This is a genomic window from Emticicia sp. BO119, assembly GCF_013912375.1.
GTDB lineage: Bacteria > Bacteroidota > Bacteroidia > Cytophagales > Spirosomataceae > Emticicia.
This window is the reverse complement of record NZ_JACETV010000015.1, coordinates 35132-52111: the sequence shown is the minus strand read 5'-3', so window position 1 is coordinate 52111 and position 16980 is coordinate 35132. Positions and strand designations below refer to the sequence as shown.

The window sequence follows — 16980 nt, the reverse complement described above, 5'->3', positions numbered from 1 at the left end:
AGAAAAAACAGCTAAATTAACTCTTAAGTCCCGTAGGGACGGTATATTAAAAATCTTTGTATACAATTTCACCCAACGAGTTAGTATTTAATTTATCAAAGCTTCACTATTTCAACAGCTCCATTTCTCCCTTTCTCCCCATATTTTTGCGTGGCCTGTTGAATACTTAATGACTTTACAGAATAATTCCCCTCTGAAAGCTTTATATCTTTATCAAACGGAGCTTCTTCTCCGTCAATCAATAAATAATAGACTTCCCCTAAAAAAGAAATAGTACCTGTGGCATTAAAATTATCTTTTCCAAACTTTGCTCGCATACCAATACCCTTCATAAAAACATTATGATTTTTAGACGACCATGTTATTTTTGATGCATTAAAAGTTCCCTCTCCCTCTTTTCTGTCTATTATCATTCCTTTCTGTTTTTCCTGATATTGAATATCAGGAAGTTTCAGGCCAGACCCGAATTTAAGTTCCTGATTTTTTGATGAATCAAATCCCATACTGGCAGCTCCTGCCAATAGTAATGCTCCTACCGTGTTTAACCTTTTCATATCTGTGTTGTTTAAATTGTTTTCATCAGTTATGATGGAATTATCCGCAATAGTTGCACTTGAAGAATCATTATTTTTTGACGTATTGAGTTTATCTACATTATTATCTATAAAAATGCCCGAACTATCCTGATTATCGGCATTGGCCACTGTCTCTGCTATGAGTTCAGTAGGTTTTACATGGTTTGCTATATCTTTATGTACTTCAGTCTTCGGTTCTTGTTCTAATAGAATAAGTACTGTAAATAAACCTACTGCCACACTTCCCAAAGCAATACCAGACTTAATAAAACTTTTTGAAATAAGTGGATAAGGGTTAAATTTGGGAAGGGTGATAGTCGCAGAATCGCTTGCATCAATCGTCAACAAATGTGTTGGTTCTATTTCAAAATCCAGAAATGCTTTTTGATAAGTCTTGTCTATATTCCAGAGTTTGAATGGCAAGAACAAAGCCCATACTGTCTGTTTCTTATCTCTTTTCTCTGATAATATCTTTCTGATTTTCTTTCTCGCCCTTGCCAGATGCGATTTTGAAGTATTTTCGTTGATACCTAACTCCTGCGCTATTTCTGCATGACTGAATTTATCAATTACATAAAGATTAAATACCATTTTATGATGCTCTGGCAATTGATTAACGGCACTTAATAATTCTTCCTCACTGAAATCCATTGCCAATACTTCTTCGTTTGCATTCATGTTTTCATTTTCATATTGTATCCATTCATTATGATATTCTTTTTTCTTCTGGTCTCTTAAATATTGTAAGGCTTCATTTACTGCTATCTTTCTGAGCCAGGCATCAAAATGCCCTTCACCTTTATAAGTCGACGATCTATCAATGGCTTGCAGAAAGGCATCATGAGCCAAATCCTCAGCAATCTGTTTATCGCGCACATAGCGATAGCAAATGCCCAGCATTTTACCAATGTTTTGCTTATAGGTAGTTTCCCAGAAATTCTGCGTCGGTTCGGTCATTTTAGATTTTGCTTTACACTATGATGCATAAAACTGAAAAGGTGACAGTTGAAAATACAGTTTTTTATTTATTTGTACTGGCTCATACCCTGAAACCATTTCTATCCTCATTCAAAAAGGTTCCCACCATATTGGCAACCTTTTCTAACGCCATTTGAGTGGCTTGTACCTGGAAACCATCACTCTCTTCCTTCAAAAAGGTTCCCACCATATTGGTAACCTTTTCCGGTTTCATTTTCTTTAACCGGGCGTTCCCTAAATTTCCGACTTAGGATTGTGTTTTCAAAGTGTTCAGGAAGGTTTCCGATAAAATCAAACTATTGAGTTATTCTGCGTTTTTTTTACTATCAGTGCTATACTGCGTGCGTTATCAGATTTTGACACGGTAATTCTTTATTAGATAAATGGTAAAACTGAATCTCTGGTACGCACCCGATTCAGGTCGACCAAAAAGTGATTGAATGGCACTACAATAACTATTCCAAATGTATTGCAATAGAACACCAACAAAAAAAATACGCATAAATCACTCATTATCAATTACTTATATTGAATAATTTATGTTTATCGGGGAATTTTTTTTAGCACGATTTTTGCAACCGCTTAATAACAAAGTTGATGAATCTATACTCGTGCCCCTATGAAGACAATTACTATTGGTGGGTTACTATGCCTTTTTATTTTTAATCTTAGCGCGCAAAGCTCTAAAAAATTATCTGAAACCGTTTACCGAAGCTTTTATAATCAGACTATCACCATTTATCCTGATAATCCTGATAAGATGATTAAAAAAAGGTATGGTGTTTTTATTGATACTACTCAAAACTCTGTTTTCGCTAAGAATCTGATTGAAAAACTGATGTTTGATGACTATCATGAATCGCTTATTCAGCGAGCATGTCGGGATTTTAAAGCATCCAAGAAAATAAACGAATTATGGTCGTTCAGGAATGACCCTCTGTTAAGTCAGCTTCCCAAAAAATGGTTTGAAGCCCAGGAACTTAATGGAACTACTTATATTTTCTGCCCGAAGGTTATCAAGAATCATTATTCATTTTCCCTGACCGACTCTACTGTTTTAGTCAGCAAAGGCTTAGGGCCAGATACCTATTTCATTAAATCAATTCAAAACTCTGCCAATGGCATTGTAATTGATTGTTTTCAGGGTGTAAAATTTACGATAAAGATTCTTAATGAACAAACGAAATTAGCTATCTGGAAAATGGAGAACAAAAGCCCTGACCATACTATTCTTTATCGCTTGTCGGTTCCTTTTGATAGCTTTTCTTATTATAATATGATTGTGAATCATAGTGCAGAAGAGAAAATTCCTGATGACTTAACATTTGATGAAATCGATTACGAGGGAATATTGTCTATGCCAAGCAGTTTGTCGGTTCAGAGTTTTTTGCATTCAGGTAACCGATAGTTATTATTAATTGATATTGTCAGTATTCAATAATTATAACTTAGATTCGTTACAAAATCGGAACAGAGTTTTTTGTCCCTTTATTACTACCTTATCATACCAATGAAGTTTCTATTTTCTATAGTTTTTATTTTGACTGGTTTATCTATTAAAGCACAAAATAAAGACCTCAATTCTTTAAATGTCGATGATTTTGATAATAAAATCAAAGTAATTGGGCCAACTTCTCAATTGGTAGATGTGCGTACACCGTCTGAATTTGTGATTGGCCATATCAAGCGCGCAGTAAATATCAACTTTACTGATGATGATTTTGAAGAGGTAGCTAAAAAGAGATTAGATAAAACCAAACCTGTTTTTTTGTATTGTTTTTCAGGAAAACGTAGTGCTGATGCCGCAGCTTTTCTAAGAACCTTAGGTTTTAAAGAGGTATATGACCTTAACGGAGGTTTTGCACAGTGGACAGCCTCAAGCAAACCTTATGTATCAAGCACCACTAATACTAAGCCTATTGCAGCACTAACTTTGCAGAATCTTGATGATATTGTGAAGGCGAATGAAGTGGTTTTGATTCTTTTTTATACAGAATGGTGTGATGTCTGCAAAAAGATGACCCCCATGATCAACAAAATTGCTGATGAAAACAAACAGATAAAATTGCTGAAAGTTGATTCGGAGAAAAATGATATTATTGCTTCGGTTTTTAAAGTAGAAGAAAATCCAACTTATATCATTATAAAAAAAGGCAGGCGAACCTGGAGTGCAACCGGAGAAATCAGTGAACAGGAATTGAAAGATGTATTATTAAAATTGAATAAGATATAAATCAAAAAGGCTTCGAAATTGATTCGAAGCCTTTTTGATTTATTACGATTTTTCTGGTCTGTTGTTACGAAAATCGTTGTTTTAAAGACTAAATATTCATCTTTTTCAGTTCTTTCACTGCAAAATCTGCTGCGCGGGCAGTCATTGCCATGTAAGTCAATGATGGGTTTACACAAGAAGCAGAAACCATAAACGCACCATCAGTTACAAATACATTCGGAGCTCCCCAAACCTGATTATTTGCATTCAATACAGATGTTTTTTTGTCTCTACCCATGCGAGCCGTACCCATTTCGTGAATACCAATACCCGGATTTTTGCTCATGTCGTTATAGGCATTGATGTTTTTCAGCCCTGCTGCTTCCAGCATTTCTGCTGCTTCATTCTTCATAGCTTCACGCATTTTTATGGCATTATCGCCCCATGCTGCATCAAATTGTACTACGGGTAATCCCCATTTATCTTTATCATTTGAAAGAGTGAAGCGATTGTTTTCGTCAGGAAGAGTTTCACCGAAACCACCTATACCAAATGTCCATTGACCTGGAGTGGTTATTGATTCTTTGAAGTCGGCACCGAACCCTTCCTTGTAATTTCCTCTTCCCCATCCTTCGCGACTGGCCCCCCCCTGATAGCCAAAGCCTCTCACAAAATCTTTCCTCTTATCGCTACCCCAGTTAGTAAAACGTGGAATGTACACACCATTGGCACGGCGACCATAGTAGTACATATCTTCCATGCCTTCGAAAGTACCGGAAGCACCTACTGCTAAGTGGTGATCCATGATATTTCTACCCAATTGGTCAGATTCATTCCCCAAGCCATTCGGATGAGTCTTAGATTTCGATTGCATCATAATCCATGCTGAATTAATTGCCGAGGCATTCAGGAAGATAATTTTTGAGAAGAAATCCATTTGCTCATTGGTATTCTGGTCGATGGTTTTTACACCAACTGCCTTGCCTTTCTCATCATCAAAGATTACCTGATAGACTATTTTATCTGCCATTAAAGTAAGGTTGCCTGTTTTATTGGCCGCAGGTAAAGTAGCTGACTGCGTACTAAAATAAGCACCAAACTGACAACCACGCATACAGGCATTCTGATACTGGCACGAAACGCGGCCTAACTCAGTTTGTATCTGCGTAGGTTTAGTGATATGTGCCGCACGGCCAATCGTTACATGACGACCGTTGAATTTTTTCTGGATTGAGTTACGTACTTCCTTCTCGACACAGTTCATTTCCATACCCGGTTGGAAATTGCCATCAGGTAATACATCTAAGCCCTCTTTATAACCACTTACACCGATGAAAGTCTCTACATAGCTATACCAGGGAGCAATATCTTTATAACGGATAGGCCAATCGATACCATGTCCGTCTTCCAAGTTAGCAGTAAAGTCTCTTTCATTCCAACGGTAACTCTGACGGCCCCACATCAGTGAACGGCCACCTACATGATACCCTCTGATCCAGTCAAAACCGCGTTTTTCAAGATAGGGGTTTTGTTTATCGTTTTCAAAATGATGGCGGTGCTCTTCATTGGCTGTATAGCCGGTACGGACATTGGCCCAGTACTCCTCACGTGCCATATTATCTACTTTTCCTCTGTGAGGGAAATCCCATGGATTTTTGCCGGCTGTTATGTACCCTGTTATATGTTTAATATCACGTCCACGCTCAAGCATTAAAACTTTGAGCCCTTTTTCGCACAATTCTTTAGCAGCCCAACCACCTGATATACCTGAACCTACAACGATGGCGTCGTAAGTCATTTGTTCTTTTGATTTTCCTTGAATATTCATTGTCTTAGGTTGAATTTCTTTTAATTTTTACAAAGCCCAAACTTTTTGACCTGGAGTCATCTTCACACATCCTTCATATCTACCCGGTATGGCTACATACGCCAAAGCATTTTTTGCACCAGCTTCAGAGGTAAAATATCCTAACAAAGTAAGCTCTTTCATCAATTTAAAGAAAGGCACAGGCGGCACTACCTGCTTTGTTTCTTCACCCTTTTTAGGGTCAGGGCTCTTAGGGTCTTTTACCAGTCCTGTTTCATTATCTACTATTTTTTTAGGCTGCTCATTTTCCTTAACTTCAGCCATCGCCAGCTGTTCGAATTTCTTCAAAAGAGCGGTTTGCTGTTCAGGAGTAACTTCAAGAAATTTCTTTCCAAACTGTTCCTTAGAACTTTCTTCTAAAGCATCTAATCCTTTTTTGAAGTGTTCTTGCTGGGCACTTGAATAGCAATCCTTTAACATCACTTCTATAAAGGGGCCTACTCCTGCATCTTTCGCACCAGGTGTGGAGGTTTTAGGAATAATTATCTCAGCAATTTCAGAAACTAAATTTTTGTAATCGGGAGAAAAAGAAAAAGCTGAGGTAGCTGCTTCAGTAGCTGTATTGGATTTACAACCTTCCAACATAGCAATCATTGTAGGGGCAGACAAAGCACCTCCCATCAGGAAGGCCACTCTTTGCATGGCATCTCTTCTATTCAATGTCGTAGTATTTTTTAAGGGTTGTCAATAAATTGGACAGTGTAATTACGCAAGAAAAACTTGTCAATGCAAATTTGCTCTCATGAAAATTCCATTAAAAACGACAAAACCCGAGGTTTAAGTATGACCTATATAAATATTCAGGTAAATTTCAACTAACTAATACTGACAAAAATGGCATTGAAAGATGGAAATAAAATCTTGATTTTTTCTCATTCGTCAAATGAATCCGCTTAATAAAAAAATCAACATTAACTATTCAGAATATAGACTTAATCAAGGCTCTTGTTCATTAAGTCTATATTTTTGAAAAAATATTTTCATTTTTTAATTTCAGTGCTTGTATCTATTATCAAAAAAAAATCTAATTTTGCGGCACATTTTTTGCTTTGAAAAAGCAGTAAACAAATTTTTAAATTCTGAAACACATATCATATGAAAATCGCAGTTGTTGGAACAGGCTATGTTGGCTTAGTTACAGGTACTTGTTTTGCAGAAACCGGAAATCAGGTAACTTGTGTAGATATTGATAGCCGTAAAGTTGAAAAATTAAATAAAGGTAAATTAACTATCTACGAACCAGGTCTTGATGTTATATTTGAACGCAATACTAAAGAAGGGCGTTTAAAGTTTACCACTGATCTTGCCGAAGGAATTAAAGAAGCACAGGTAATTTTCCTGGCTCTGCCAACCCCTCCAGGTGAAGATGGTTCTGCTGATTTGAAATATATTTTGGGTGTTGCCAACGACTTAGGTCCTTTATTAGAAAACTATGCGGTAATTATTGATAAAAGTACTGTACCTGTAGGCACTGCCGAAAAAGTATATGAACGCATTGCAAAAAATGCCAAGGTTGAATTTGATGTGGTTTCAAACCCGGAGTTTTTAAGAGAAGGTGTAGCGGTAGAAGATTTTATGAAGCCTGATCGCGTGGTAATCGGTACAAAATCTGACAAAGCGAAGAAAGTAATGGAAAAACTGTATGCGCCATTGGTTCGTCAGGGTAATCCGATTATTTTCATGGATGAGCGTTCGGCTGAAATGACTAAGTATGCTGCTAATGCATTTTTAGCCATGAAAATCACTTTTATGAATGAAATTGCTAATCTTTGCGAAAAAGCCAATGCCAATGTGGATGATATCAGAAGAGGTATCGGTACTGACAGCCGTATAGGAAAACGTTTCTTATTTGCCGGAATTGGTTATGGTGGAAGTTGTTTCCCTAAAGATGTACAAGCTTTAGAAAAAACCTCTAATGACTTTGATTACGATTTCAAAATTCTGAAATCGGTTATGAAAGTAAATGAAAAGCAAAAAACCAAATTAATGCCACATTTGAAAAAGTATTTTGGTGGTGACTTAAAAGGAAAAACTATTGCTTTGTGGGGATTGGCATTCAAGCCTCATACCGACGATATTCGTGAAGCTCCAGCCTTATATAATATCAAAGAACTGAGAAAAGCAGGTGCTAAAGTGGTGGTATATGACCCTGAAGCTATGGAAAATGTACGCGGTGTAGTAGGTAAAAAAGTAAAATATGCCAAAAACCCGTATGAAGCAATACAAGATGCCGATGCTTTGATGATTATGACCGAATGGCCTGAGTTCCGCACGCCGGACTTTGAAAAAATGGAAGGCACGTTGAAAAACAAGGTGATTTTTGATGGCCGTAACCTTTATGAATTGAAAGATATGAAAGAGTTAGGCTATACTTATTATAGCATTGGTAGAGAAACAGTAAAAGCTTAATATATTCCGGGAAGCAATCGGGTATAAACCTCCCCTATCCTGCTGAGCTTTCCTCCTATTATTCAGCATACAGGGGAAATTAACATATTTCTATGAAAAGAGTTCTCATTACAGGTGGTGCGGGTTTTTTAGGTTCACACCTTTGCGATAGGTTTATCAAAGAAGGATATTTTGTAATTGCGATGGATAATCTCATTACCGGAGATTTACGCAATATCGAACATTTGTTCAAACATCCTAATTTTGAGTTTTATCATCACGATGTCAGTAAGTTTATCCATGTGCCGGGTGAATTAGACTATATCCTGCATTTTGCTTCACCTGCCAGCCCTATTGACTATCTGAAAATTCCGATTCAGACTCTGAAAGTGGGTTCGTTAGGTATTCATAATTGCCTGGGGCTTGCCCGTGTGAAAAAAGCCCGTGTAATCATTGCATCAACTTCTGAAGTATATGGCGACCCATTAGTGCATCCACAAACAGAGGAATACTGGGGACACGTAAATCCCGTTGGTCCTCGTGGCGTATATGACGAAGCCAAGCGTTTTCAGGAAGCCATGACAATGGCTTATCATACTTATCATGGTCTTGAAACCAGAATCGTACGTATTTTTAATACGTATGGTCCTCGTATGCGCCTGAATGATGGTCGTGTATTACCTGCTTTCATTGGTCAGGCTTTGCGTGGCGAAGACATAACGATTTTCGGGGATGGTTCGCAAACGCGCTCTTTCTGCTATGTAGCCGATTTAGTAGAAGGTATCTATCGCTTGTTGCTATCTGACTACGCTTATCCGGTTAATATTGGTAACCCGGCAGAAATCACGATCAAGCAATTTGCCGAAGAAATCATTAAACTGACAGGTACAGACCAGAAGATTGTTTATAAGCCGTTGCCAAAAGATGACCCTAAGCAACGCCAGCCGGATATCACTAAAGCCAAAGAAATATTAGGTTGGGAGCCAAAAGTAAGCCGCGCAGAAGGTCTGGCCATTACTTATGATTACTTCAGAAGTCTACCGAAAGAAAGATTGTATGATGAAGCGAATCATAGAGATTTTGAGAAAAGATAATAGTTTGTTTATAGAAAAATGGAGGTCGAAAGCCTCCATTTTTTGTTAATTCAAATCTGCGAAAGCCTGATTAATCGTTGGAAATTCAAATTGAAAACCACTTTCTAATAGCCTTTTGGGATATACATTTCTGCTCTTTAAAACCAGTTCGGTTTCGGTTCGGATAAAAAGCGAAGCCAATTCCAGAAGAAAGACAGGGCTATTAAGGCCAAAAGGAATTTTCATTGATTTCCGCAGACTTTTCATAAAATCCTCATTTTTCAGAGGATTCGGTGTGGCAATATTTACTTTTTTAGTCAACTCATTATGCTCAATAATAAACTCCACTGCTCTGCAAAAATCTCTTTCATGAATCCAGCTCATCATGTGCTCACCACTCCCTTGTTTTCCACCTAAACCTAACTTACTAATCATTTTCATTTTAGGGAACGCTCCACCACCATTACCCAAGACGATAGATGTTCTTAATGCCACTTTTCTAATAGGTACAGTAGTATCCTCAAAAAATGCTTTTTCCCAGCTTTTACAGATATTCATCGAGAAATCATCACCAATAATTCCCTCATATTCATCCATCGCTTGTGTTTCTGCATGCACATAAATGGTCGCACTACTTGAGTTCAGCCATATTTCCGGTGGATTCTTACATAGATTAATAGCCTTTTGTAAAACTTCAGTACTTTTCACTCTGGATTCAAGAATTGCTCTTTTGTTTTCTTCAGTATATCTGCAATCCACACATTTCCCTGTCAGGTTAATAAGCACGTCTGCCCGTTCCAATGTCTCAATCCAATCACCAATATTGACAGCATCCCAATAAATCTCTTTAGGTTCTTTTGGGTTTCGGGTCAGAATGAATATCTCATTACTTTTTTCTAAAAAATATTTCTGGAGTGCTTTTCCTAAAAAGCCCGTTCCGCCTGCAATGACAATTTTCATTTTAGTAATTTTTAGAATCAATTCAACAACACAATTATTCCTAAAGCAACTATACGATATATCATCCAGGAGATAGTAGGCCAATACCCTATTTTCAGGATCTTACTACGTCTGATATGTTCCCAAAGCATAAAACTTACTACCCCGATAAAATAAAACAGATAATAAACAGGCCATAAATCTTTAATCAACAGCATGGGTAATAAGAGCAAAGTACCAATCATCGAAACAGTCATCATATTTCCTATATAGTCAAGCAATTTTTTCTTAAGCAGTCTATTTAAAACCATCGCTTGCCAAAGAATTTGTCCAATGCAGATTGTAAACTCTCTACCAAGTTGATTTTGCCAACCCATCACAGCATTGACAGGTTGTGTATAATAATAAAGCACGATTGATGAAAGAATAACCACAAAGGCGATATATAATAGGCGATACTTCAGATTCAAATCAGGTACACAGGCTTTTACCCCTTCTTTTGCCTCACTTGGCGCTATCACTTTACGATTGAAAGAAATGAACTTATAGAGCTTACGTAAGAAAAAATCAACTGGCTTCCATTCCAGCACAGGAATTAGGCCAGGAAATCTATTCGTAACAATATGCTCAAGTGCATCGATGCCATATCTTACTATATTTTGTTGGGTGTCTACTAAAGCTATTTCGTTGCGAGCCTTATTCATATCAACGGGCATTTCGGCTGAAACATTAAAGTTTTGATAAGGGCTATAAGTTTCCTTATCAACCCAGCCTGCTTTTTCAAAGCCTTTGCCATACATGCGGCACATAGGGCAATCGGCATCTAATAGTAACTTATGACTATTTAAAGTTCTCATATTTTCAAGAATTTTCGGAAGTTTAGTGTAAAAAAATTTAACTCATTAGTTTCAATACATTTTTCAAAAGCGCATTTTTCTCGGCTTTCAGCAATAAATCGCTCAAAGTATCCATTTGTTCAATAAAACTATTCAGCTCACTTAGCATTGTCTTTATATGCAATTGCTCGACATCTTTGGCATCAGCCGTATTAGCTATTAACGTCTTCACCGTCTGCTTTGCAGGCATTATCTCACGCTTTTTACGCTCTGTAATAATCCTGACGGCGATCTGCCATATATCATGCTCTGCTATAAAATACTCTTTTCTATCTCCTGGCTTGGTTTGTTTATAAATCAGATTCCATCCTACCAGGTCTCTCAGCACCATATTTACGTTCCCTCTTGACAGTTTCAGCTCTTCCATTACCTCCTCCGTGCTCATTTCACCTTTATTCAGCAAAAGCAAAGCATGCACCTGCGCCATAGAGCGACTAATGCCCCATGAGGTTCCGAGTACACCCCAGGCCTGTACAAACTGCTGTCTGATCTCTTCCGTTTTCATAGTACAAATGTAAGGTAAAAGAAAATAAACTTCCAAGAATTTTTGAAAGTTTATTTTCGTCTTCTGGAATTATAAATCTAATAACATATCAAAATTGTAAACTCCCTTGTTTTCAAACTCACCTGATTTCTTAAATCCATGCTTCAGATAAAAGTTAATTGCTTTTTCGTTTAACGCCTGCACTCCACCCCAAAGAATCATTCTTTTCGTATCTTCGTTCTGCAATTCTTCTTTTATATAAGTAAATAGTAAGTTTCCTAACCCTTTACTCTGCCAATCGTCAGCTACTGAAGGAGCAAAAGTGCAATCGGTTTCAGGATACAAGAGTACTCCATAATTTTCTAAACGCAATTTATCTTTTGGTATATGTCCTTTTTTAATGATGGCATAAGCGACTATCTCATTTGCAGCGATATTTTCAATAGTAAATCCTGTATTTTTATTTTCAGGTAAATAGAATTGTTGAATATTTACTAAACTAAAATCATGTGCGGCAAATTTGCTGCTTGTGGTTGCGCTTAATTTGTTGAGATACTTATATAGTTTTTCAAAATCTTGCTCTTTTAACTTGCCGATCTTCAGGTTTACATCTTTCATTATCTTTTTCATTTAAGTTTAATTAAGCAATCTTTGCAATTTTACAAAGTTCTATCGAAAACTTGTACCTTTACAAACGATTTCGCTACACAATCTGTTTTATCAACAAAACCAGCATAATTATTTATTATAATGTTAGACCGTATAGAAGATGCGATTGAGGATATTCGCAATGGAAAAATAGTAATTGTTGTCGATGACGAAGACCGTGAGAACGAAGGTGATTTTGTGTGCGCTGCCGAAAAGACTACCCCCGAAATGGTCAATTTCATGGTAAAAGAGGGTCGTGGACTGATGTGTACCCCTATCACCGCCAAACGTTGTGAAGAGTTGGAATTAAACATGATGGTGGGTAAAAATACTGCCCAGCACGAAACCGCCTTTACTGTATCGATTGATTTGCTTGGCAATGGTTGTACGACCGGTATCTCTGCCAGCGACCGTGCCAAAACGATTCAGGCATTGGTGAATCCTGACACAAAACCAGAGGATTTTGGTCGCCCCGGACATATATTTCCTTTAAAGGCCGTTGATGGAGGAGTTTTACGGAGAACAGGGCATACAGAAGCGACTATTGACCTGGCTGTTCTGGCAGGTTTACAACCGGCAGGAGTATTGATTGAGATATTGAATGAAGACGGTACAATGGCACGCTTGCCACAACTGCGTGAAATTGCCGACAAATTTAATATGAAACTGGTCAGCATTAAAGACCTGATTGAATATCGTTTAAAAAAAGAGTCTTTGATTAAAAGAGAGATAGGCGTAGAAATGCCCACCGAGTTTGGGTATTTTGATATGATTGCCTATCGACAGTTAGATAATGACCAATTACACCTGGCATTAATCAAAGGCACATGGGAACCAAACGAGCCTGTGATGGTTCGTGTGCATTCGTCTTGTGTTACCGGAGATATTTTTGGCTCATGCCGTTGTGATTGCGGCCCTCAGCTACATGCTTCAATGGAAATGGTGCAGAAAAACGGCAAGGGTGTTGTATTATACATGAATCAGGAAGGCCGGGGTATTGGATTGCTGAACAAATTGAAGTCTTACAAGTTGCAGGAAATGGGCAGAGATACCGTAGAGGCCAATCTGGAGTTAGGTTTTAAAATGGACGAAAGAGATTATGGTGTAGGGGCACAAATATTGAGAGATTTAGGCGTAAAAAAGATAAAGCTTATTTCTAACAATCCCAAGAAAAGAGCAGGTTTAATCGGTTATGGTTTAGAGATTGTTGAAACGATTCCTATTGAAATTTCTTCTAACCCATTTAATGAAAAATACCTTCAAACCAAGCGAGACAAGATGGGTCATAAAATTATGGGCATCTAAAATATTAGGCACGCATAACAATTTCTTAACACAAAAAAATAGAACTTAACCAATATTTTTTATTAAATATTTTATAAATTATTAGAAATCAGGCACTTATGTTAACAAAACACATGGGTGCTTGTTTTTTTTAGGGGAATTTTTTAAGACCTTTGTAGCGGCAATATATAATCTGCTTGATGAATTTTACTTCAAACATTTCTAACTCCAAAAAAAACATGATGCAAAAATTTACTTTTTTGCGAGCAGCGTTTACGCTTCTCGTAGGGATTTTCTTTGCTTTTCAAGGCTTTGGCCAGGTTACAGCCTCTTCAATTTCGGGTACTGTAACTGACAATAAAGGCGAAGCTTTGCCTGGTGCTACGGTGGTGGCCGTTCATGAACCTTCTGGTACAAAATACGGTACGGTTACAAATATTTCTGGCCTTTATACTCTTCCTTCAGTGCGTATTGGAGGCCCTTACAAAGTTACTTTCTCGTTTGTAGGTTATAAAGATGTAGTGAAAGAAGGAATTATTACAAGTTTAGGAACGGCAGCTAATGTTGATGCTATACTTTCTGAAGAGGGCACAGCACTACAGGAAGTTACTGTTTCGTCTGCAAGAAGTGATGTTTTCAGTTCGAACAGAACTGGGGCTGCTACTAATATTAACGGCACGCAATTGCGTAGCTTACCAACAATCAGCAGAAGTATTAATGACTTTACCCGTCTTACTCCTCAATCAAATGGTTCAAGCTTTGCCGGACGTGACGGCCGTTTTAATAATATTACTATAGATGGTGCCAACTTTAACAATAACTTTGGTCTAAGCGATGCCAACCTTCCGGGGGGATCGGCACAACCCATTTCTTTGGATGCTATTGAGGAGGTTCAGGTAAATATTGCCCCTTATGATGTGCGCCAAGCAAATTTTACAGGTGCAGGTATCAATGTAGTAACCAAGAGTGGTACAAACCAATACAAGGGAAGTCTATATACTTATTACAGAGACCAATCATTTAACGGAACAAAAGTAGGTGATACTGAACTACCAGCTGCGGCAAAAACTACCAACACTATTTATGGTGGAACGGTTGGCGGAGCGATCATCAAAAACAAATTGTTTTTCTTTGTAAGTGGTGAATATGAGAAAAATGTAAGACCTGGTTTTAACTGGATTGCCTCTCGCCCGGGTGTTACTGGTTCAAATGTATCAAGAACCACAGCTGAAGATTTAGAGAGAGTTTCTACTTTCCTGAAAAATACTTATGGTTATGAAACTGGTCCTTATGAAGGTTATGGTGACAACTTCACCCTTCAAAACTACAAAATAATGGCCCGTTTAGACTGGAACATCAATAACAATCATAAATTTAATATCCGTTATTCGACTGTTAATAATACAGATGACCAGCTAATTAATGGTACAAGTGCGCCAAACCCACGTTCTACTTCAAATCGTGTCAGCCAAAATTCTTTGACTTATGCCAACTCAAACTACGGTTTCTTAAACAAGGTAAATTCTTTAGCGGCTGAATTGAACTCAACTTTTAGCAGTAAATTATCCAATCAATTATTAGCGACTTATACGTTAGTACAAGATACCCGTACTTCAAAGAGTTCAGAGTTCCCGTTTGTTGATATTAAAAAAGACGGAGATTCTTACATCAGCTTTGGTTATGAACTTTTCTCATACCATAACGATGTAAAAAACCCAACGCTTAATATCATTGATAACTTGACTTATTATGCTGGCAAACATACCATCTTAGGTGGTATTGCCTATGAGAATATGTATTTTGGTAATAGTTTCCTGCGTTATGGTACAAGCTATTATCGTTTCAACTCTGTTGATGATTTCATTAATGGTGCTACACCGGCTGCTTATGCTTATACTTATAGCTTGCTGCCTGGTGGTAAAACGCCAATTGCTGACTTAACGTTCGGCCAGGGTTCGGCCTATATTCAAGATGATTATTCGGTAAATAATAAATTAAAATTAACTGCTGGTTTACGTGTTGATATGCCTTTCTACCCTGTTGCTCCGGTAGAAAACCCGGCTATTTCTACCCTTACTTTTAAAGATGGAGAGAAAATAAACACAGGTCTCTGGCCAAAATCTAAGCCTGCATTCTCACCTCGCGTTGGTTTCAACTGGTCTGATAAAGGCTGGCAGGTGCGTGGAGGAACAGGTATTTTCAATGGTCGTCTTCCATTTGTATGGTTTACCAACCAACCTACAAATAGTGGTATGGTTCAGTTTACTTATGAAAATGTCAATGCATCAACTCTGGTAAATTTCCCTTTCAATCCTAAACCGGATGCTTATGTGGATCAATTACCAAAAGTAGCAGGCCAAACAGCCCCAAGTAGTATCGCAGCAGTTTCTCCTGACTTTAAAATGCCACAAATATGGAGAACAAACCTTGCAGTAGATAAGAGAATCATCGGAGATATTGACTTAACGGTAGAAGCAATCTACTCTAAAGATTTAGTAACGGTTTATCAAAGAAACGTTAACTTAAACAATCCTGTAGGAACACTTGCCGGGCCTGATAAAAGACCTCTTTACAGTTCTTCAACCAGAAGAGTAAACGCCTCTGTCTCTGAAGCAATGGTATTAGATAATACTAAAAACGGTGGTGGCTGGACAATCACAGCAGAAGCCAAAAAACGTTATAAAAACTTCTTCGGTAGTATCGCGTATGCTTTCAATAATGTAAAAGACCTGACAGGTAACCCTGGCTCTCAGGCGGCTTCGGCATGGTCTAACAACAGAGCAGTCGGAAGTCTGAACGATTTACCATTGGCATTCAGTGAGTATGCTGTTCCGCATCGTATAGTTGGGTCAGTGTCATACAAATTTGATTACCTGAGCCATCTTGCTACAACTGTATCATTGTTTTATCAAGGTTCAAATCAGGGTCGTGTTTCTTATGTATATAATGGCGACCTTAACGCCGATGGTATCAATGGCGCAGACTTATTGTATGTTCCTGCCAATGAATCAGAAATTATCTTTGAAGATGTAGTTAGTGGGGGTTCTGTTAAATACACGGCACAACAACAAGCAACTGCCTTCTTTAACTTAGTAAATAATGATAAATACCTGAGCAGCATCAAAGGACAGTACGTAGAAAGAAATAAAGGTCTTATGCCTTGGGTTAATCGTTTTGATTTCAGATTATTACAAGACTTCTACATTAATGTAAAAGGGCAGAGAAACACACTTCAATTAAGCTTTGATGTTCTTAATGTGGGTAATTTATTAAATTCTAACTGGGGTAATCGTTACCGTCAGGTGGTTAATAACGGTGCCATTTTAAGATACACAAAACTAAACGCAAGTGGCCAGCCAATGTTCCAGATGGTTGAAGTAAGCGGAAAACTACCAACTGAAACTTTTGAACTTAACCCAACTTCTACAAGTACATGGGGGGCGCAAATTGGGCTTCGTTATATCTTTAATTAATATTAAATACCTATAGTCACACAAAAAAGTCCTGCTTCTTTTGGAGCAGGATTTTTTTGTGTGAACCGTTTTTTTTTAATTGTAGTACTTAACCAATATTTTTCATTAAATATTTTATAAATTACTATAAACCAGGCACTTATGAAAAAAAACACATAAGGGT

At 37.6% G+C, this 16980-nt stretch carries 14 protein-coding genes; 6 read left to right on the top strand and 8 right to left on the bottom strand.

Annotation, left to right across the window (positions count from 1 at the left end; translation table 11 throughout):
* Window positions 1–95: 95 nt before the first annotated feature.
* Both H1R81_RS26895 and H1R81_RS26890 read right to left on the bottom strand, forming a co-directional pair.
* Complete coding sequence (locus H1R81_RS26895) at window positions 96–1532, bottom strand: RNA polymerase sigma factor (RefSeq protein ID WP_181843860.1); 1437 nt, start codon at window positions 1530–1532, stop codon at window positions 96–98.
* Window positions 1533–1614: 82 nt separating this feature from the next.
* On the bottom strand, window positions 1615–1767 hold the full coding sequence (locus H1R81_RS26890; RefSeq protein WP_181843859.1) for a hypothetical protein: 153 nt from the start codon (window positions 1765–1767) through the stop codon (window positions 1615–1617).
* Window positions 1768–2172: 405 nt separating this feature from the next.
* Here H1R81_RS26890 and H1R81_RS26885 point away from each other — a divergent pair, with 405 nt between their 5' ends.
* Both H1R81_RS26885 and H1R81_RS26880 read left to right on the top strand, forming a co-directional pair.
* Window positions 2173–2961 (top strand): hypothetical protein, encoded by a 789-nt coding sequence (locus tag H1R81_RS26885; protein WP_181843858.1) that lies wholly within the window; start codon window positions 2173–2175, stop codon window positions 2959–2961.
* Window positions 2962–3063: 102 nt separating this feature from the next.
* Window positions 3064–3786 carry a rhodanese-like domain-containing protein gene (locus tag H1R81_RS26880; protein ID WP_181843857.1) on the top strand — a complete coding sequence of 241 codons (723 nt, stop codon included), beginning with the start codon at window positions 3064–3066 and terminating at the stop codon, window positions 3784–3786.
* Between the two features lie 88 nt (window positions 3787–3874).
* Here H1R81_RS26880 and H1R81_RS26875 read toward each other — a convergent pair whose 3' ends face one another.
* Together H1R81_RS26875 and H1R81_RS26870 are read right to left on the bottom strand one after the other, a co-directional pair.
* Window positions 3875–5593 carry a GMC oxidoreductase gene (locus H1R81_RS26875; RefSeq protein WP_181843856.1) on the bottom strand — a complete coding sequence of 573 codons (1719 nt, stop codon included), beginning with the start codon at window positions 5591–5593 and terminating at the stop codon, window positions 3875–3877.
* Between the two features lie 27 nt (window positions 5594–5620).
* Window positions 5621–6292 carry a gluconate 2-dehydrogenase subunit 3 family protein gene (locus H1R81_RS26870; protein ID WP_181843855.1) on the bottom strand — a complete coding sequence of 224 codons (672 nt, stop codon included), beginning with the start codon at window positions 6290–6292 and terminating at the stop codon, window positions 5621–5623.
* A 435-nt stretch (window positions 6293–6727) separates the two neighbouring features.
* On the opposite strand from H1R81_RS26870, the gene H1R81_RS26865 reads away from it, so the two are divergent.
* A complete protein-coding gene (locus tag H1R81_RS26865) occupies window positions 6728–8041 on the top strand; it encodes a UDP-glucose/GDP-mannose dehydrogenase family protein (protein WP_181843854.1) in 1314 nt (437 codons plus the stop codon).
* Between the two features lie 92 nt (window positions 8042–8133).
* Window positions 8134–9114: a UDP-glucuronic acid decarboxylase family protein gene (locus H1R81_RS26860; protein WP_181843853.1), complete on the top strand. Its 981-nt coding sequence runs from the start codon at window positions 8134–8136 to the stop codon at window positions 9112–9114.
* A gap of 45 nt (window positions 9115–9159) precedes the next feature.
* On the opposite strand, the gene H1R81_RS26855 is transcribed toward H1R81_RS26860, so the two are convergent.
* The 4 genes from H1R81_RS26855 to H1R81_RS26840 form a co-directional block, all read right to left on the bottom strand.
* Complete coding sequence (locus H1R81_RS26855) at window positions 9160–10053, bottom strand: TIGR01777 family oxidoreductase (protein WP_181843852.1); 894 nt, start codon at window positions 10051–10053, stop codon at window positions 9160–9162.
* Between the two features lie 17 nt (window positions 10054–10070).
* Complete coding sequence (locus H1R81_RS26850; protein WP_181843851.1) at window positions 10071–10889, bottom strand: hypothetical protein; 819 nt, start codon at window positions 10887–10889, stop codon at window positions 10071–10073.
* 37 nt (window positions 10890–10926) lie between these two features.
* A complete protein-coding gene (locus H1R81_RS26845) occupies window positions 10927–11433 on the bottom strand; it encodes a GbsR/MarR family transcriptional regulator (RefSeq protein ID WP_181843850.1) in 507 nt (168 codons plus the stop codon).
* A 69-nt stretch (window positions 11434–11502) separates the two neighbouring features.
* Window positions 11503–12042, bottom strand: coding sequence for a GNAT family N-acetyltransferase (locus H1R81_RS26840; RefSeq protein WP_181843849.1), 540 nt, complete (start codon window positions 12040–12042; stop codon window positions 11503–11505).
* A gap of 120 nt (window positions 12043–12162) precedes the next feature.
* Between H1R81_RS26840 and H1R81_RS26835 the strand changes: the two genes are divergently transcribed.
* On the top strand, window positions 12163–13365 hold the full coding sequence (locus H1R81_RS26835) for a bifunctional 3,4-dihydroxy-2-butanone-4-phosphate synthase/GTP cyclohydrolase II (RefSeq protein WP_181843848.1): 1203 nt from the start codon (window positions 12163–12165) through the stop codon (window positions 13363–13365).
* A 218-nt stretch (window positions 13366–13583) separates the two neighbouring features.
* The gene (locus tag H1R81_RS26830; protein WP_229251233.1) at window positions 13584–16817 is read left to right on the top strand and encodes a carboxypeptidase regulatory-like domain-containing protein; all 3234 of its coding nucleotides are present in this window, start codon (window positions 13584–13586) and stop codon (window positions 16815–16817) included.
* Window positions 16818–16980 lie beyond the last annotated feature (163 nt).

Excerpts from the sequence above, each read along its gene's own strand:
- H1R81_RS26895 (WP_181843860.1), bottom strand. The coding sequence starts at position 1,532 with ATGACCGAACCGACGCAGAATTTCTGGGAAACTACCTATAAGCAAAAC.
- H1R81_RS26890 (WP_181843859.1), bottom strand. The coding sequence starts at position 1,767 with ATGAAACCGGAAAAGGTTACCAATATGGTGGGAACCTTTTTGAAGGAA.
- H1R81_RS26885 (WP_181843858.1), top strand. The coding sequence starts at position 2,173 with ATGAAGACAATTACTATTGGTGGGTTACTATGCCTTTTTATTTTTAAT.
- H1R81_RS26880 (WP_181843857.1), top strand. The coding sequence starts at position 3,064 with ATGAAGTTTCTATTTTCTATAGTTTTTATTTTGACTGGTTTATCTATT.
- H1R81_RS26875 (WP_181843856.1), bottom strand. The coding sequence starts at position 5,593 with ATGAATATTCAAGGAAAATCAAAAGAACAAATGACTTACGACGCCATC.
- H1R81_RS26865 (WP_181843854.1), top strand. The coding sequence starts at position 6,728 with ATGAAAATCGCAGTTGTTGGAACAGGCTATGTTGGCTTAGTTACAGGT.
- H1R81_RS26860 (WP_181843853.1), top strand. The coding sequence starts at position 8,134 with ATGAAAAGAGTTCTCATTACAGGTGGTGCGGGTTTTTTAGGTTCACAC.
- H1R81_RS26855 (WP_181843852.1), bottom strand. The coding sequence starts at position 10,053 with ATGAAAATTGTCATTGCAGGCGGAACGGGCTTTTTAGGAAAAGCACTC.
- H1R81_RS26850 (WP_181843851.1), bottom strand. The coding sequence starts at position 10,889 with ATGAGAACTTTAAATAGTCATAAGTTACTATTAGATGCCGATTGCCCT.
- H1R81_RS26845 (WP_181843850.1), bottom strand. The coding sequence starts at position 11,433 with ATGAAAACGGAAGAGATCAGACAGCAGTTTGTACAGGCCTGGGGTGTA.
- H1R81_RS26840 (WP_181843849.1), bottom strand. The coding sequence starts at position 12,042 with ATGAAAAAGATAATGAAAGATGTAAACCTGAAGATCGGCAAGTTAAAA.
- H1R81_RS26835 (WP_181843848.1), top strand. The coding sequence starts at position 12,163 with ATGTTAGACCGTATAGAAGATGCGATTGAGGATATTCGCAATGGAAAA.
- H1R81_RS26830 (WP_229251233.1), top strand. The coding sequence starts at position 13,584 with ATGATGCAAAAATTTACTTTTTTGCGAGCAGCGTTTACGCTTCTCGTA.